This window comes from Clostridium amazonense, assembly GCF_056431285.1.
This window is the reverse complement of sequence record NZ_JBWKMH010000031.1, coordinates 308292-328189: the sequence shown is the minus strand read 5'-3', so window position 1 is coordinate 328189 and position 19898 is coordinate 308292. Positions and strand designations below refer to the sequence as shown.

Here is a 19898-nt window from a genome sequence, read left to right as displayed (position 1 = left end):
AAGAGTGAAAAGCTATGGTAGTTATTACTCTCTTTGTTCCTAATATCTAAAAATAGCAACACATAAAACTTGTTTCCCTATATTATTAAAATTATTTATTTGCATACATTCTAACTTAGCACTAATCATGAGTTTTTCTGCCTTCCCACTTTTCAAACCATAAAACACCAAGTATTGTTATTATTACAAAGCTTATTAATGCTATAGGCATTCCTTTATTAAATTCAAGTGTAGCTAAGTTACTCATACTAATTTTTATATTTTCTGTGTTTTCTAGTCCTTTAAACTTTATAAAGTCTTCAAATTTCACATAAGGAATGGACTCAAATCTTCCAGACCATGCCCAAGGTATAAATTGCCATATTCTATCACCAAGTCCTGTTTGAAGTAATGTACCCCAAACACCACCCCCTACACCAATTGCAATGGTTGGTCCTATTCCAAATGCAATACTTACTATTAAGTAGAAACCATACAAGAATAATATACCTATAATGGTAAACAATGTTCCATATAAGAAAATTCCATAACTAATATTTGTTCCATTATATATAAACTTCATTCCTAAAAGTAATATACCTGTGGATATAAACATGTCCACTATAGTTATAATAACAAGCATAGTTAGTTTACTAAGATATATTTTATGTCTTGCCATAGGCTCTGTTATTAAACCTCTAAAGTTGCCTGCACTTTCTTCTACCATGATATTGAGTCCTGTTAATATTGATGCCATCATTGGAAGTGCCACCCCTAATGTTTGGAAATATATATCATATATTCTTATTTGCCATGAGTAATCCATTTTATAACTTGATATATACATTAAAATAAATATTGGAAAAATTATTGGTGTTATAAGAACTATATATCTAAATGCTGTTCTTTTAGTCTTCATCCATTCTGCTTGAAGCATTTTATTTTTCCTCCTTTTTCGCAAACCAAATTGAAGTTAATATTGTTAAAACTAAAAATCCTAAAAGTCCTACTATAATCCCTACTGGTATTACTGATGGATTTAAAAGTTTATCACCATTTTCCAATAAACAACCATTAGGATGTATTTTAACTATTGGACACATAAGCCTCATACTTAAACTCCATGGCCATAAAAACCACTTATCACCTATTGTGACAATTACCTCTACAATTACGCCTAATCCACTTATTGCAATAGCAAAAAATGTTCCGAACTTTTCTGCCACAAATAAACATATTGGTATTAATAAAAGTGTTGTAATCCATATAACTAAAACGCCTGAAATTACACTTATCATATCTAACTTTAATCCCGAAAATATTAATCTCACTATTAATATATTTGCTATAAACATTAACGAAGATAAAAATGTATAGCTTCCAATTGCTATTACCTTGGAAATCCACATATTTTTAATATTTATATCTTTAGACTTTAATGTTCTATACTGACCTGCTTTCTTTTCTCTAATTACTGAAAGTGCACATAAAATTGCTATTGTAAATGGCATTATAGCAAGGCTCCACCAATTTATAACATTCTGATAAAAATACATATTCATCCATATTGAATAAATTAAAACATACATAGGTGCTATAAATACAAGTTTTTTTGCAAATGTATTTTTATACTTTAAAAACTCCGCTTCTATCATTCTTATCATATTTCTCCTCCAACTCTAGGTTTTAAAATCCACATTAATTTTCAACTTTCAATGAATATTACTCAGATATAACTTCCATAAATAATTTTTCTAAGTCTTCATCTCTATTTATTTTATTTTGGTACTTTAATTTACCTTTATATATAATTCCTATATATTCTGCTATTTGCTCTACTTCTGATAAGATGTGACTAGATAATATAATTGTTATTCCACTTTCCTTTAACGACTTAATTAGAGTTCTTAAATCCTGTATACCTAAAGGATCTAGTCCATTAGTTGGTTCATCTAATATAAGAAGTTTTGGATTATTTAAAAGTGCTATTGCAATTCCTAGCCTTTGTTTCATACCTAATGAAAACTCTGATGATTTTTTCTTTCCTGTATCTTTTAAATCAACAATTTCTAAAACCTCATCTATTCTGCTTTCTGGAAGTTTTAAAAGTTTTGTATGAACTCTTAAATTTTCTCTTGCTGTTAAATTTCCATAAAATGCTGGAGATTCTATAAGTGCTCCAATATCTCTAAGATCTTTTCTATTCCATGGATGTCCATTAAAAATTATTTCTCCAGATGTAGGATACAAAAGTCCTGTAAGCATTTTTAGTGTAGTTGATTTTCCTGCACCATTAGGTCCTAAAAAACCATAAATTGTACCTTCCTTTATTTTTAAATTAATATCATCAACAGCTACCTGCTTTTTAAATTGTTTTTTTAAATTTTTAGTTTCTAAAAAATATTCATTCATTGTAATTCTCCCCTTCGTTTCTTTCTATATCTAGACTAACAAACAAATCTAAGGATTTTATAAGGATATCTTTAGATTCATAAAAAAAATAGAGAAGAAAAATTTCTCCTCTATTAAACCTTAATGTTATTTAATTCTTTTATATAAAATTCAACAGTTGCTCCACCACTCAAATTATTGTATGCCTTTATTTGTCCATTATAGTTATTAACAATCTTTTTTGCTATATAAAGACCTAATCCAAAATGATTTTTATAGTCTTCATCTTGATAAAATGCAGTAAATAATTTTTCAGTATCTTTTTGTTTAAATCCACTTCCTGTATCGCTACATTTAAAATTTATTTTATCACCTTCACTATATACTGAAAGATTTATTTCTCCTTTTTTTGTAAATCTTAAACTATTATAAATAATATTATTAAGTACTCTAATTATCATAGACTCATCTAACATATAATTGTCTTTTTCAAGATTTGTTTCTAAATTAACTTCTATATTATTTTTATTAGCCTCATATTTTACTTCTGTTATTTTTTCATAAAGTAACTTTTTCAAATTTACATTTTCATTTTTCAATAAAAAATCTGTATTTTCAACTTTATATAATAATGAAAGATTATCAGTTAGCATAGTCATCCTATCACAATTTTTATTTATAATTTTACTATGCTTATTCATGTTAAAATCTTTCCTATCCTTTAAATCATCCACAAGTTCAAGCTGTGTTTTTATAACTGTTATTGGAGTTCTTATATCATGAGCTATAGATGAAACCATCATTCTTCTCTCATTATCAAGTTTTGTTAAATTATCTATATTTTCTTTTATAGTATTTATCATTACATTAAAAGCATCTTGAATTTTACTAAATTCAACACCCTTTATTCCCTTCATTTCGAAATTGAAGTTTCCATTTGAAACACTTTCTGCACCATTTAATAAAACATTTATATTATTAGCCATATATTTATACAATTTTGATGTAAATAACACTAAAAATAGTGCAAAATAAATTAATGGAGTAAATAACATAACCATATATACAATTGTTGTTACTGGCCTATCACTAAAATTATTAATTACATATCCAAAAGGAGCTTTTAGCACATATACACCTTTTATTGAATTGTCGCTTCTAATTGGTACATATCTATAAACATAATTATCAACTACTTCTTCTTGATTTATATTATTAATAACTATGGTATCACTTCTTAAAACTTTATTTTCTCCATATAAATGTTTTCCATTTATATCAACAACTTCTCCTTTTACATCTTTATTGTATTTATTTAAATCTATTATGTTTCCATCTAATATAGCACTTTCATTATTCTTTATACTGTCTTCTATATCATCTAAAATTCTTACATAATAATCTGCATATTTCCCTTTATTATCAATAGCTATCCATGAAAATAATGCTATGTATGTTGCAATAGATGCTACAGCTGTAAACATACATACTTTAAGTACTAACATATAAAATTGCCTTTTTAGTGTTTTATTTTTTTTCATTTTTTATCTCCCATTTATAACCTAAGCCATAAACAGTTGTAATATATGACATATCTTTATCTATAGCTTTTATCTTTTTTCTTATATTTTTTATACTTTCTGTAACAGTGTCTAGATAACTCTCTGAATCTAACCCCCAAACATTTTCAAATATCTTTTCCTTTGAAAATACTAAATTTTTATTAGTAATTAAAAGTTTTACTATTTTATATTCATTTTTGGTTAATTGTAGTTTTTCACTATTACATAAAACTTCCTTTGCATTTATATCTATAACTACATTGCCAGAACTTAATATATAAGTTTTCTTATTTCTTATTCTTTCCTCTCTTCTTATATGACACTCAACTCTAGCCTTTAATTCTTTTAAACTGAATGGTTTTGTAATATAATCATCTCCCCCAACTGAAAGTGCTTCTATTTTATCTTCTTCTAATGTTTTTGCACTAACAAATATAATTGGACATGCTATTTTTTCTCTTATCATATTACAAAGTTCTAATCCATCCATCCCTTCCATCATTATATCTAATATAATTAAATCAAAGGGATTGTTTATAATACTTAATGCTTTTACAGCACTTTCAGCAGTTTCTACTGAGTAACCATATAGCTCTAAATATTCCTTTACTGTTATGCAAATATCTTCATTATCATCAACAATTAAAATTTTTTTATCCACATAAAACACCTCACTTATCTACAATTATATAATAATTTTTAAATTTTAAAATTACAATAATGTTTTACAAGGTTGAAACCTCGCCTACAAAAGGTATTGTTGAAATCCCTACCACAGAAGGTGTTGTTGAAATCTTGTGGATTTTACATAAAAAATAAAGCACATCAAATAATTATGTGCTTTATTCTATCTTACATTTCTCTTGTTAATTCTTTTTTATTTTTTATGCAATTTGAAATTGTCTTTTCCCTTACTGTAGTTTTTGCAAATTTTGATATTAATATCATTACTATTGTTGTGATTGATGCTATTCCAAAAATAATTAGCATATAACGGCTTTGAATTGTATCTATTACAAAAAACTTTCTTACAAAAGGTATCATAAAAGATATAGCAAATAATATACTCATTGAAGCAACTATAATTAATCTATATAAATTTAGTGGTGTAGCTACCTTTAATAAAACAACCATACTTAATGTACCAAATGTTGCTACTGCAAGTGTTCTACATTCTTCTAGTGATGCTCCAGTATAATGTCCTATAATAAACATAATTATTGTACTTATTCCTATTAATGCTCCATTTGGAATTGCAACTTTCATTACCCTTTTTAAGAACCCTTCTTTTATCATATCTTTATTTGGTGACATTGATAAAAAGAATGATGGTATACCAATAGTTAAACTACCTAAAAGTGTCATTTGTATAGGTATCATTGGGTATGGCAATCTAATAAGAGCAAATACCACTGCTAATATTATAAAATATACTGTCTTAGTTAAGAACAATTCTGATACTTTTTCTAAATTATTTATAAGTTGTCTTCCTTCTGAAACTACATGTGGAAGCGCTGTAAAATCTGAATTCATAAGAACAAGTTGTGCTACTGACTTAGTTGCATCTGCCCCCTCAGCCATAGCAATTCCACAATCTGATTCTTTTAATGCTAAAACATCATTAACACCATCACCTGTCATTGCAACAGTGTGTTTATTAGCCTTTAATCCAAGAACTATTCTTTTCTTCTGATGTGGTGTTACTCTTCCAAAAACACAAGTTTTCTCCACCATCTTATTAAATTCTTCTTCGTCTTCTGGCAAGTCTTTTGCATCTACATAACTTTCAGCATTTTCAATTCCAACCTTTTTAGCTATAGCTGATACTGTTACTGGATTATCTCCTGATATTATCTTTATTCCAACATCTTGTTTCTTGAAATATTTTATAGCTTCCTCTGCATTTTCCCTTATTATATCCTCAATAACTATTAATGCTTCTTTTGTTACTTCTCCTTCTAAGTTATCACTTAGTACCCCATTAACCTTAGCTAAAAGAATTACTCTATTACCTTTTTTAGCTTCATTTTCAACACTTTCTGCTATCTCACTATACCTATCTTTAAGTATCATTTCAGGTGCACCTAAAACCCATACACCATCATTTTCAACTTCTATTGCTTTCCACTTTCTTTTAGATGAAAATGCTATCTTGTTTTTTATCTTAAGATGAGGATTATCATTAAATCTCTCTAAAATTGCTTTATCTGTTTGATTAGATGTATTAAAACTATGTGAAATTGCTGCAATTATCTCTTCTATTTTTTCTTTTTTTTCTTTTCCTATAGTTAAAATTTCACTTACCTTTAAATCACCTTTAGTTATAGTTCCTGTTTTATCTAAACATAAAACATCTACCCTTGCTAATACCTCTGTTGCTGGCAATTCTTGAACTAAAGTTTTCCACTTTGCAAGTCTCATAACTGCAAGCATAAATGTTGTGCTTGTTAATAGTACAAGTCCTTCTGGAATCATACCAATTACACCTGAAACCGCACCCATTATAGAATCTTCTAAACTTCCTCTTCCATTTAATAACTGACTTCCAATTAGTAATATTGCAATTGGAAACACAATCCACATAATAGTTTTAAATATCTTATTTATATCTTTTTGTAACTTTGAATTTATAACTTTAAACTTTTTAGCTTCATTAGCAAGTTTTGCTGCATATGTGTTTTGACCAATTGCTATAACTTTTGCATACGTCATTCCTGATGTTACAAAACTTCCTGATAACAATTTGTCACCTTTTGTTTTCAGTATTGGATCTGTTTCACCAGTAATCATAGATTCATCTACTTCTATTTCATTATCTTTAACCATTTCACAGTCTACTAATATTTGTTCCCCTGCTCGTAATCTTAAAATATCATCTAAAACTATCTCTTGTACATTTATATCATTTAAACTATCATTTCTTAATGCTTCAACCCTTTTTTCACTTATAACTGATAATTTTTCAAGTATTTTTTTTGCTTTTAACTCTTGAAATGCTCCAACTATTATATTTGCAATTACTATTATTGCAAAAAAAGCATTTTTAAATGATCCTGCTAAAAGCACTACTACTGCAAGACTTAAATTAATCATATTATAACTAGTAAATATATTGGCTCTAAGAATTTGTCCTAATGTACGAGAAGGTGGCTTAGGTATTGTATTTACATTACCCTTACACACTCTAATTTTTACTTCTTCAGTGGTAAGACCTTTTATCCTCATATTGCTTTCCATAATAACACCTCTATTCCCATATCCGTTTAATATCTATCTAAAATAATAACTTCATAGATTTTTTTTAATTGCATTTTATAGTTAATAACTTATTTGAATTTATTGCATAATATGTAACCTTAAGTATATAGTATATCCTATAAATTCCAAATTATAAATTATTTTAACTTTTTCCCCAATATTATAGGGTTCCAAGCTAAAATTTAAAATAATAGCTTCCTCAAATGATACTACTAAGCTTACGATTTATTGCTATATTTATATTTGGAACCAGTTGACAATTGAAAATTTACAATTGACAGTTATGGTTAATATTACTCATTTCATTCCTAATATTTAAAATAGAAATACATAAAAACTACGTTTTATATTGTGTTTAAATAATTTGCTTTGTAAATCTAATAGAAAATCATTCTTTAAAATTGGAAATCCAATTTTTACATTCAGTTTCAATTTTCAATTAAATTAATTAGATTCTCAACTTAAACATGAATAACTTAAAGTTTTAATTTGGATTCCTACATAAAATTTCAAGTTAATATTTTATTTTATTCATTATTTTTAATTTTTCTTTCCATATTAAAACCTTATATATCTATATTAATCATAAATTCTTAAAAACATATTAATATAAATATTAAGAAATTCTTAAGATTATATATTTTTTTATAAATGCTTTCTTATTTCTAATTATACAGTTTTAACCTTAAATAAAAGATACAATAACATTAAATTTACCTTACATTTTTGAAATATAAGCCTTTTTAATATCTTAATTATATTTCAATACATTTGTTCTTTTTACATATATTGTATGATAGAATAAATTTAATATAAATTTGTGAGGTTATTTTTATGATTGATATGACAGAAGGAAATATTAATAAAAGAATTTTAAAATTTGCACTACCTATGATTCTAGGAAATATATTTCAACAAGTATATAATTTAGTTGATTCTATTGTAGTTGGAAAATTTATAGGAGCAGATGCATTAGCATCAGTAGGTTCATCTTTTGCTATAATTGTCTTTATAAATTCAATTATAATTGGTTTATCTATGGGTGTTGGTATTATTCTATCTCAATTTTATGGATCTAAGGATTTTGATAAATTTAAAGAAACTACATTTTTATCATTTATTTTTATAGGGTGTATTACTATTTTTTTAATGGTACTCTCCTTATATTTCATAGATTCTATTCTTTTATTGTTTAATATGCCTTTAGAACTTATTAATGATTCAAAAGAGTATTTAATAATTATTTTACTTGGATTAATATTTACATATATCTATAATTTATCTACATCTCTACTTAGAGCCATTGGAGATTCTAAACGCCCCTTATATTTTTTAATCATAGCTTCAATAATCAACATAGTTTTAGACCTACTTTTTGTTATAAAGTTTAATTTAGGAATTAAGGGTGTTGCTATAGCTACAGTAATTGCACAAGCTGTATCTGATTTTATAAGCATTATTTATACTTATATAAAATTAGATTTTTTAAGATTTGATAGAAAATGTATAAAAGTTCATAAAGATACATTAAAATCAGTTATTAAATATTCTACATTAACTGCCCTTCAACAATCCATTATGAATTTTGGGATACTAATTGTACAAGGTCTAGTTAATACCTTTGGTTCTACTGTAATGGCAGCTTTTGCAGCAGGAGTAAAAATAGATTCTATTGCATATATGCCTGTACAAGATTTTGGAAATGCATTTTCTACTTTTGTTGCTCAAAATAAAGGTGCTGAAAAAATTGACAGAATAAAACTTGGAGTAAAAAGCTCTATTAAAACTATCATTATATTTTGCTTTATTACTTCAACATTAATCCTTGTATTTTCAAAGCAAATAATGTTATTATTTGTTGATAAACATGAAACTTCCGTTATATCACTTGGAATAGAATATATATCTGTTGTTGCAATATTTTATGTTTTAATAGGATTTTTGTTTATGTTTTATGGTTTATATAGAGGCCTTGGACTATTGAAAATCTCTATAATTTTAACTATAGTATCTTTAGGAACAAGAGTATTACTTGCATATATTCTTTCTTCTACATCATTAGGGGCAAGTGGAATTTGGTGGTCTATACCTATTGGTTGGGGACTTGCCGATATTTTAGGTTTTATGTTATATAAAAAGTTTATAATTAAGTGTAATAAACAAAATTATATAAAGGTGGCGAAATAAAGTGAATTGTTTAGTTTTATATTCTTCATTAACTGGTAATACAAAAAAAATTGCTTATGCTATTTATGATGAAATAACTAGCTCAAAAGATATTTTTGAATCAAATTCTAGTATTAACTGTGATAATTATGATACTATCTTAGTTGGATATTGGGTTGATAAGGGGCTTTGTGATACTAATTCTAAACTAATTTTAGAAAATTTAACTAATAAAAATGTAATTCTATTTGGCACTTTAGGGGCTAAAGATTCTGGTGCCTACTATGATAAAATAAAACTCAAGGTGGAATCTCTTTTAGATAACTCTAATAAATTGCTCGGACACTTTTTATGTCAAGGAAAAATTAATCCTAAATTAACTGAAAGATATAAAGAGTTACTTAAAACAAATCCTAGCGATGAACATGCCAAAGCTCAAATTGAAAATCATAAAAATGCCAGTACCCATCCTGATGATATTGATATTTTAAACGCAAAAAATTTTATAAAATCTTTGTTATAATAAATAATGGATTTCAATTTTTTAATTGAAATCCTTTTTTTTATATTTATTATTAATAAAAATCTTAAAACTTCAAATACTATACTATAGGTTTTAAATTTCATTTTAAACTTATAATTTTACTAATTAAGATATTCTTAAATTAATACTTAAAGTTATTTAAAATATTTGAGAAAGTATCTTATTTTCAAGTTTATAAAATATTTATAAATTTATCGAAGGAGCAGATTTATGAAAAAATTTTTTCTATCTAATTTATGGATTTACTTTGTGGTGTTTTTTATTATTTCCGTAATTTTATGCAATACAAGTGTATGTTTTGCACAAAATGCACCATCTTTTCAACATATAGAAACTTATATTAATAATCACTTTAATTCTAGAAATCAATCTATTTTTAATGGTAACATTAGTTCTATTGCTTCAAAATACAATACCTCTGTTGAGGATGGACGATATGCTCTTGACCATGAAGTTCGACGAATAAAATATCTTAGAGATTGGGCTTCTCAAAGGGGCATAACATTTACAAGTATTAATTCTAATGTAATATTTAAAAACATGAATATTTCTTCTACTGGGGCGAATTTTAGAGTTGATGAAGAATGGATTTTTAAATATGTATATGATTCTGATGAAAACCCTACTGAGAATATCTTTGGAATAAATTTATTTCATATGATTGATCTTATAAATACGAAAAATGATTTAATAATCAATAAAGATTGGTATTTAGATTGCTTTGAAGATGCCTTAAAATCTTATGATGGAAATTATTCTGAATTATTACTACCATCTCCAACAAAACAAATATTTGATTTTTCAAATATAAACTATGAAAATGTTGTTATTAATTCCACTGATACATATAATCGATTAAAAGCTATTGAGTATGCTGATAAATTTTCTGGAGTACCCTCATTAAGCCAAAATACAGATAAATATAACAATAAATATATTAATTTTACTGGTGCTGGAGGAAATTGTACAAATTATGTATCTCAATGTTTAGGTGACGTAAACGCTGGAAATTTAAAAAAAGATTTTACGTGGTATACATTAACTAAAGACAATATCCATTCTGATTATTCTCCTGCATGGGTAAATGCTGATGCCTTTAGAAATTATTTTGTTTATGGTGGTAGAGGAACACTACTACAAAAAGGAACTTTTAAAGACATTGTTAATAATTATTCTCCCAATGATGATATAACTATAAATAAGCTTGCTCCTGGTGATGTAATCTCATATGCAAAAGGAAATGACATTGATCATACAGCTATTATAACAGATTTTGATAATCATGGTTATCCATTAATAAATTCACACACTGTTGATAGATATCATGTTCCATTTGATTTAGGTTGGGGTGATGATAACATTTTATTTCATTTAATTCATATAAAATAGTAAACAAAAGCCTTAAAGCATTTATTATGCTTTAAAGCTTTTTTGTCTTAGTATCTCATTCTTTCTTTTAACTGTCTATCAATTTCCCTCTTGTGTGCTTTTTCAAGCATTGCATCTCTCTTATCGTAATTCTTTTTACCTCTACACACTCCAAGATTAACCTTTACTCTTCCATCCTTTAAATAAAGTGCTAATGGAATTAATGTAAGACCTTCTTGTTGAATAAGTCCTGATAACCTTCTTATTTCTTCTTTATGTAGAAGTAATTTTCTATCTCTTAATGGATCTACATTAAAAATATTTCCTTGTTCATAAGGACTTATATGCATTCCAACTATAAACACTTCACCATTTCTAATTTCTGCATAACATTCTTTAACATTTGCTTTTCCAGCTCTTATTGATTTAACTTCTGTTCCAACAAGCTCTATTCCAGCTTCCATTCCTTCTTCAACAAAATAATCATGCCTTGCTTTTCTATTTTCAACTAATGTTTTATTTTCTTTTCTTTTATTAGCCATTTTTACACCTTCTTTTTCCTAAAATAAGAAAACATAAATTCTATTTCTCATTAACGATATTTTAACAAAAAATCACTTCATATACTATATCATTTCCAACTTTAAGTTATAATTTACAATATAATTATAACACATAGTCTAATTTATATGATTCCAATCTCAAATTCAAAGTAATCTCTTTCTCAAATGATACTATTAATCTTATAGGTTATTGCCATTTTTATATTGTTTTTAACTAATTTGCTCTGCAAATTTAATAAAAAATCATTCTTTAAAATTGGAAATCCAATTTTTACATTCACTTTCAACTTTCAATTTTCCATTTTTAATTAAATTAATTAGAATTCTCAACTTAAATAAGAGTAATTTCATTTTTCAAATTAGAACTCTACATAGTTTCATAATATTAAATATAACATGTGACATATAAAACGTAATTTTATATGTCACAAAATAATTATATAATAACTTTTTAATAGGCATTTTCCTTTTTTATGAACGTCCAACAAATTCAATGCTAAACAATGCAGAACTTACAGTGCTTGGAATTTCATATCTAACTCTTGCATATGCACCATATAGATTAGACTCAAGTATTCCCTGTCCATTATCGATTAATACTTTTCGTGAATTTAAATCTTCTGTATAAGTTCCATTTGGAAGTCCTGGCTCTGCTGTCAATTCTATAGTTAATGTTGCTGTTTCATTTATATTAGAATATACAAAATATGAGTAATCTTTAAGTTGTCCAATATTAACAGTTCCAGCTACACCTTCACTACTTGTTGCAGTAAAATCCCAAGTGGTGTACGTTTGAAAATATCCACCTACTATAACTGTTGCTGAATTACTTACATTTACTTGTACTATACCATTACTTGTTACTTTAATAGGTGTTGATACTCCACTATCATTAATTCCATTTGCTAAAATCATCAACTTGGAAGCCACATCATTAAAAACAATAGTATTAGCCATATGCTTCACCTTATATCATTATTTAATAGCTATATATTTTTATATAACTATATATTATTATATGCCTAACAAATATAATTTGATATTTTAAATATCATATATTACTTATATTTTTATAATGTTAAATTTATATATTAAAGTATAAAATATCTATACTCTCTTCATCAAGTTTGTCAAATTCCTTTAATGACCTTATAATCTCCTCTAAAGCCATAGGTGTATATCCATTTCTTTCATATAATTTAGCTAATTCTAATAGACAATTTTTGCTATTTATATAATTTAATGATTCTACTGCCTTTTCAAACAATTCAAATTCATTTGCCCTTATTAAAACTTGTAATAGATTTATACTTTCCTTTAATATAGGTTCATCAAATTCTTTTTCAATCTTATTTCCTGCACATAAATCATATATAAGTTTAATTGCAGCTTTTTTATTTTCATCATTAATTACTTCAAAGTCTTCATCTAAAATTAACTTATTGGTAATAATTTTTATAAGAATTATATATGCTTTTGAATCATTAAAGTAAGGTGATTCTTTGGGCATTCTTATTAATTGATAATATGCCCTTTCTGGTTTATTTAAATATATCAAAATTTTAGATAATACATCTATTAATATATCTGTTGCTACTTTTTGATTTTGATCTAAACTATATTGTAGTGCCTCTTCATAATATTTAAGTTCAGTAATTATAATTATAAATAACGTCATATTATTTACATCATTTAAATCAAAAATGCTTTTCAGTTTATCTATTGTTTTTTCTTTTCCAAGTGCTTTATCATAACATTTTGCAATATTAAAATATTGTCCCCAATTTTCCTTATTTGATTCTAAAGACTTTTCAAAGTTTTTTATAGCTTCATCATAATCTTCTAATTTAAAATAAATATTTCCTAATTCATAATAAGCTCTAAATGTAGAAGCTCCATTTATAAATCTTAAATGAATTGGTGCTTCACCCATATTTATACACTTTTCATATTCTTTAATTGCTAAAGTATATTTTTTCTGTTTTGCTAGTGTTAATGCTTTGTAAAAATATAACTCTGTAAAATCAGGGAAAAAACCTATTCCTTCCTCAATGCCTTTAATAGCCTCTTCATACTTCTTCATATCAAATAATAACATTATTCTTCTTAATATTAATTTGTTGCCATAACCTTCACTTGGATTCATGACATTGTATGCAGTATTAAAATGTTTTAATGCATTTTCTAAGTCAATCATTGCATAATATTCAACTGCCATATTAAAGTTTTGAAAAGGATTAAATGGATCTTTTTTTAATTCTTCATTTATTAATGTCATATTTCTTTGTCTTTTTTGCTTTTCATCTATAACTGATTGAATATACCCTAAATGATATATTCTAATATCTTCATTTACAAATTTAGAATAATCAGTGACTCCTTCTTTACTAATCACTTGTTCATGTATAGCTCCATTATATTTATACTTTCCATTATTCCTTAAAAGTCTTAAATTTAAATTATATGAAAAGTTTTTTTTATCATTTTCATTTATAAGACTTAGTGTTTTAAAATAGTGACCATCTTTTTCAGATGTATTTACAATCTCTATAAATTTCTCTATATCTTCTCTTTCAAAAACATCATCACCATCTAATACTAATATCCAATCTTTTGTAGCATTCTCCACATACACATTTCTTGCATTAGCAAAATTATTATCCCATTTATAATGATATATCTTAGCATTAAAAGACTCTGCAATTTCTATTGTTTTATCTTCTGAACCCGTATCTACAATTATTAGTTCATCAACTAAATCCTGTACACTTTCTAAGCACTTTCGCAAAAATCTTTCTTCATTTTTAACTATCATACCTAAACTTACAGTTTTTTTCTTTTCCATTATCAAATACCCCTTATATATTACTTATAAATAATCTCATTTTTAATTTGGTAAATGACGTATAGTTTTCTATACGTCATTATAAAAATAAAATGTCAATTCATACGCCAAATTTAAAAATTCTCTACTTAAAAAAATTACTTAATTTAATTATCTTCCTACATAATAGACATCAAATGTCACTGGTAAAAGACCTGCATTATAAGCCAATCTTGCATAGTTTCCATATATTGTAGAAGGTATTACTACCGCTGAGCTCCCCCCTGCTACTGTCACTGTTGCTTGGTCATAGCCTGTATAGTTTCCATTTACGTTTGTTGGAGAAATTTCAATATGAAGAATTACTGGATTACTACCTTTGTTATAAACAAAATAAGAATAATCATTAAGAGCTGATACATCTTGAACTAAAGTTGTACCTGTTCCACTTGCTGCTGTTACACTTATAGTTGAACTTACTGTAGTGTATCCAATATTTATTGTTCCACCTGCTACTGTTACTGTACCTTGTGTTAATTGTGACACTTGTACTATACCTGTTACTGATACTGTATTATCTACTTTTACTGATGGTGTATTTGTAATATCTACACTTCCGCTTGCTACTTGTACTGTGCCTGTTACTGGTACTGTATTTGCTACATTTACTGATGGAGCATTACTAATTGCTATACTTCCACCTGCTACTGTTACTGTACCTTGTGTTACTTGTGATACTTGTACTATACCTGTTACTGATACTGTATTATCTACATTTACTGATGGTGTATTTGTTATATCTACGCTTCCGCTTGCTACTTGTACTGTACCTGTTACTGGTATTGTATTTGTTACATTTACTGATGGAGCATTACTAATTGCTATACTTCCACCTGATACTGTTACTGTACCTTGTGTTAATTCTGCTACTTGTACTATGCCTGTTACTGGTACTGTATTTGCTACATTTACTGATGGAGCATTACTAATTGCTATACTTCCACCTGATACTGTTACTGTACCTTGTGTTAACTCTGCTACTTGTACTGTGCCTGTTACCGGTACTGTATTTGCTACATTCACTGATGGTGTATTACTAACTACTATGCTTCCGCCTGATACTGTTACTGTACCTTGTGTTAGCTCTGCTACTTGCACTGTTCCTGTTACTGGCACTGTTCCTGTTATTGATAAATTACCTGTAACAGGTATTGTTCCATCTACAGAAACTGTTCCAGTTACTGATACTGATGTGTTTTGTATATTAACTTGTAAAGCTCCGCTGTTATCTGTCAACAATGGATGGCTATCACCAATATTATCAGTACCATATGCTAAAACCATTAATCTAGATGCAACATTATTAAAAACAAGATTATTAGCCATATATTTCACCTTATCTTATATTTATTTATAGCTATATTAACTAAATATAAGGTTTAAAATAATAATTCAAACCTTATATTTTTATTTACATAAATATTATTATTTAAACAAAACTATACAAGAATATCGTTTTTTCTCTATATAGCTACACTTTATCATATGCACAACAAATACAATTGGCTATATAAAATAAAATTAATTTCCCACATAAAAAATAAGGCAATAAAATGCTATTTGAGTCATTTTATGCCTTATTTTATATATTTATTCTTCTATTTCTTCATCATCTTTTTCTTCTACAATTTCAAAGTAAACTTCACGATTTTCTATACTAACTCTAGTACATACAACTTTAACATCATCACCTAATCTGTATATGTTTTTAGTTCTTTCACCCATAAGTTGTATATTTTTTTCATCATATATATAATAATCATCTTTTAAATCAGTTATATGAACAAGACCTTCTACTGTATTTGGTAATTCTATGAATATACCAAAATTTGTAACTGATGAAATAATCCCTTCAAATTTTTCGCCAATTTTATCTGCCATATATTCAGCTTTCTTTAAGTCATCAACTTCTCTTTCAGCTTCTATTGCTATTCTTTCTGTATCTGATGCCTGATTAGATGCTTTATCTACTATTTTATTAAGTTTTTTCTCTCTCTTATCACTAATTCCACCATTTAAATATTCTTTAATTATTCTATGAATAGTTAAATCTGCATATCTTCTAATTGGTGAAGTAAAGTGACAATAATACTTAGCAGCTAATCCAAAGTGACCTGTACATTGTGGTGCATATCTAGCTTTCATCATGGAACGAAGCAGTAATCTACTAACTACATGTTCCTCTTTTTTACCTTTTACTTTTTCTAAAATTTCTTGAAGAACCCTTGGATGAATTTCACCTGTATGTTTTACAAAGCATCCTAGATTGTGTACAAATTCATTAAAGTTCATAAGCTTTTCTTCATTTGGATCTTCATGAATTCTATAAACAAAAGGAACATTTAACCAAAACATATGCTCCGCTACTGTTTCATTTGCAACAAGCATAAACTCTTCTATAATTCTATTTGATACAGCTCTTTCATAAGGTTCTATCTTTACAGGTTTTCCCTTATCATCTAATATTATTTTTGCTTCTTCAAATTCAAAATCTATAGTTCCTCTGTCCATTCTTCTCTTATTTAAAATATTAAATAACTTTTCCATATTTTGAAACTCTTCAAGTAAATAATCATATTTCTTTATAGTTTCTTCATCTTTATCTCTTAATATCTTTGTTACATCTGTATATGTCATTCTCTCATTAGTTTTTATTATAGATTCAAATATTTCATGATCAACAACTTTTCCATTATGATCTATTTCCATAACACAACTTAAAGTTAATCTATCTACTCTTGGATTTAAACTACATACACCATTAGATAATTTTCTAGGTAACATAGGTATAACCCTGTCAATTAAATATACTGAATTTCCTCTTTTAAAGGCTTCTTTATCTAAATTAGAATTTTCTTTAACATAATGTGATACATCAGCAATATGAACTCCTAATTTATAGTTTCCATTCTCAAGAACTTCTATTGATACTGCATCATCTAAATCTTTTGCATCCTCACCATCAATAGTAACTATTTTTAAGTCTCTTAAATCTCTTCTTCTCTTATATTCATCTTTATTGATATTTTCATCTATCTCAACAGCTTCTTTTTCTACTGCAAAAGGAAATTCTTCTGGAAGATTAAACTTTCTAATTACAGTTAAGATATCTACGCCTCTTTCATCACTATATCCTAAAACTTCTATAATTTTACCTTCTGCTTTCTTATTTTCATCTGGCCATTTAAGTATTTCTACTACAACTATTTGACCTGTCTTAGCTCCATTTCTTTTTCCCTTTGGTATAAATATATCCTTTGTCATTTTATTATCTGATGGAACTACAAATCCAAAACTTTTACTGTCTTGATATAATCCTACAACTGTTTTATTTTTTCTATCAATAATACTCTCTATAAATCCTTCACACTTTTTACCATTGTTTTCATTTTTTAAAATTTTAACTAATACTTTATCTCCATTCATTGCTGTATTTACATTTGATGCTGGTATAAATATATCTGGTTTATCTTCTTCCAATATTACAAAACCGAATCCCTTTTGATGTGATTGAAATATACCTGTTACTAAACCCATGTTGCTAGTTATTCCATATCTTCCTGATTCATTACTTGCAATTTGACCATCTTGAACCATACTATCTATTATTTTTTGAAAATCTTTCATATCTCTTTTAGTTATACCAAAAATTTTAGCTAATTCTTGAACCATCATAGGTCTATACGCTGGTTCATTCATGAAGCTTAACAAAACTTCTCTTATATTCATAATCTCCTCCTTAACAATGTTTTTACTAAAACATCAAAACCTTATACTATCTTTAATTTATTCAATTCTATCATATGTTATAAAATCTATTTTAAATTTACTTTTTTATTACTTTATACTTAACTCCAGTATAAAGTGCAAATAAATTAATATACAAATTAGTTTCTTATATATATGTTCCAAAATATCATTTTAATTTATACATTGAAAATTATGGACATACATACTTATCCTTAAACATAAAATATAATTTCACTTATTCTAATTATACACACAAAAGTATATAAATATTGATATTATTTTAATTTTTTATCTAAATGTAAAACAAAAAACTTCTAGAATAAATTCTAGAAGTTTTTTAGTAAATTAAATATATAATTTACATGCAATAAATATATAACAGCCCTTGGGGTTGGGCTATTATGAAATAAATAAAAAGGGGGCTATATATCTCTTTATTTATTTTGCACTTTTATTATATTATATTTTTAACTTACATTCAAGTAAAATTGTTAAAAAAATTACAAAATAAGCTAATTTTATTGATAATTTGTGAAATTTTTAGAATTTTCTCTATTATTTCTATTTTTCAACTAATCTTTTACGACATTTTTTTCATTATTCTATTTTAGATTCATTAATATGTTAATTTCTTCCTCTGTTAACTCACGGAATTCGCCTTCTTCTAAAGACTCATCTATTTTTATTGGGCCAAAGCTTATTCTTCTTAAATAAACTACATTTTTATCTAATGATTCAAACATTCTCTTAACTTGATGAAACTTTCCTTCTTGAATTGTAACTTCTACACGTGATCCATTTTCATCTGCCTCTAAGATATTTAACTTTCCTGGCATGCATAAATAACCATCATCTAAAGTTATTCCTCTTTCAAACGCTTTAGCATCATCTTTAGTAACACATTTATCTATCTCTGCATAATAAACCTTATCTACATGATTTTTAGGGGCTATTAATTTATGATTTAATTCTCCATCATTTGTAATAAGAAGTAAGCCCACTGTATCTTTATCTAATCTTCCAACTGGAAATGGCTTAAATGCCTTATATTCTTCATCTAACAAATCAATAACAGTCTCATCATAATTATCAAAAGTTGCACTTACAACACCATCTGGCTTATTCATAAGTAAATATATAAATTCCCTATAATTTAAAACCTCACCCTTAACTTCTATAACATCATTTTCTGTATCAACCTTCATACTACTATCTTTTACTGGTACACCATTTACTATTACCTCTTCTTTTTTACAAAGAGCTTTCACTTCTTTTCTACTACCATATCCTAAATTAGCAAGAACTTTATCTAATCTTTCCATAACATACTCCTTTCATATAAGTTTTCAAGCTAATGTTTTACTTTATACACTTATTAATTAATAATCCTAATTTTACATTTTTTAAATGCATAACTCAATTTTTAAACTTGA

The 19898-nt window shown here is 26.5% G+C and carries 15 protein-coding genes; 3 read left to right on the top strand and 12 right to left on the bottom strand.

Annotated features, from left to right (window positions below; all coding sequences use genetic code 11):
* Positions 1-121: 121 nt before the first annotated feature.
* From AC07E4_RS13720 to AC07E4_RS13695, 6 genes are all read right to left on the bottom strand, one after another.
* Entirely contained in the window at positions 122-916 is a 795-nt protein-coding gene (locus AC07E4_RS13720; protein ID WP_478216691.1) for a lantibiotic immunity ABC transporter MutG family permease subunit, read from the bottom strand.
* A gap of 1 nt (position 917) precedes the next feature.
* Positions 918-1643, bottom strand: a complete 726-nt coding sequence (locus tag AC07E4_RS13715) for a lantibiotic immunity ABC transporter MutE/EpiE family permease subunit (RefSeq protein ID WP_040329099.1) — start codon at positions 1641-1643, stop codon at positions 918-920.
* Positions 1644-1701: 58 nt separating this feature from the next.
* Positions 1702-2391: a lantibiotic protection ABC transporter ATP-binding protein gene (locus AC07E4_RS13710; RefSeq protein ID WP_478216690.1), complete on the bottom strand. Its 690-nt coding sequence runs from the start codon at positions 2389-2391 to the stop codon at positions 1702-1704.
* Positions 2392-2504: 113 nt separating this feature from the next.
* The gene (locus tag AC07E4_RS13705) at positions 2505-3911 is read right to left on the bottom strand and encodes a HAMP domain-containing sensor histidine kinase (protein ID WP_478216689.1); all 1407 of its coding nucleotides are present in this window, start codon (positions 3909-3911) and stop codon (positions 2505-2507) included.
* On the bottom strand, positions 3898-4593 hold the full coding sequence (locus tag AC07E4_RS13700) for a response regulator transcription factor (protein WP_478216688.1): 696 nt from the start codon (positions 4591-4593) through the stop codon (positions 3898-3900). Before AC07E4_RS13700 ends, AC07E4_RS13705 begins: the two co-directional genes overlap by 14 nt.
* A 191-nt stretch (positions 4594-4784) precedes the next feature.
* A complete protein-coding gene (locus AC07E4_RS13695; RefSeq protein ID WP_051540388.1) occupies positions 4785-7169 on the bottom strand; it encodes a cation-translocating P-type ATPase in 2385 nt (794 codons plus the stop codon).
* Positions 7170-8024: 855 nt separating this feature from the next.
* Between AC07E4_RS13695 and AC07E4_RS13690 the strand changes: the two genes are divergently transcribed.
* From AC07E4_RS13690 to AC07E4_RS13680, 3 genes are all read left to right on the top strand, one after another.
* A complete protein-coding gene (locus tag AC07E4_RS13690) occupies positions 8025-9377 on the top strand; it encodes an MATE family efflux transporter (RefSeq protein WP_478216687.1) in 1353 nt (450 codons plus the stop codon).
* Between the two features lies 1 nt (position 9378).
* Positions 9379-9879, top strand: coding sequence for a flavodoxin family protein BilS (gene bilS / locus AC07E4_RS13685; RefSeq protein WP_040329104.1), 501 nt, complete (start codon positions 9379-9381; stop codon positions 9877-9879).
* 231 nt (positions 9880-10110) lie between these two features.
* Positions 10111-11289: an amidase domain-containing protein gene (locus AC07E4_RS13680; protein WP_478216686.1), complete on the top strand. Its 1179-nt coding sequence runs from the start codon at positions 10111-10113 to the stop codon at positions 11287-11289.
* A gap of 47 nt (positions 11290-11336) precedes the next feature.
* Here the strand turns inward: AC07E4_RS13680 and smpB are convergent, their stop codons facing one another.
* From smpB to AC07E4_RS13650, 6 genes are all read right to left on the bottom strand, one after another.
* Positions 11337-11810 (bottom strand): SsrA-binding protein SmpB, encoded by a 474-nt coding sequence (gene smpB / locus AC07E4_RS13675; RefSeq protein WP_040329107.1) that lies wholly within the window; start codon positions 11808-11810, stop codon positions 11337-11339.
* Between the two features lie 492 nt (positions 11811-12302).
* Entirely contained in the window at positions 12303-12788 is a 486-nt protein-coding gene (locus AC07E4_RS13670) for a hypothetical protein (RefSeq protein WP_040329109.1), read from the bottom strand.
* A 127-nt stretch (positions 12789-12915) separates the two neighbouring features.
* A complete protein-coding gene (locus AC07E4_RS13665) occupies positions 12916-14676 on the bottom strand; it encodes a glycosyltransferase (protein WP_478216685.1) in 1761 nt (586 codons plus the stop codon).
* A 150-nt stretch (positions 14677-14826) separates the two neighbouring features.
* Positions 14827-16041, bottom strand: coding sequence for a DUF6385 domain-containing protein (locus AC07E4_RS13660; RefSeq protein ID WP_478216684.1), 1215 nt, complete (start codon positions 16039-16041; stop codon positions 14827-14829).
* A gap of 264 nt (positions 16042-16305) precedes the next feature.
* Positions 16306-18444, bottom strand: a complete 2139-nt coding sequence (gene rnr, locus AC07E4_RS13655) for a ribonuclease R (protein WP_478216683.1) — start codon at positions 18442-18444, stop codon at positions 16306-16308.
* Between the two features lie 623 nt (positions 18445-19067).
* On the bottom strand, positions 19068-19787 hold the full coding sequence (locus tag AC07E4_RS13650) for a pseudouridine synthase (RefSeq protein ID WP_478216682.1): 720 nt from the start codon (positions 19785-19787) through the stop codon (positions 19068-19070).
* Positions 19788-19898: the final 111 nt, after the last annotated feature.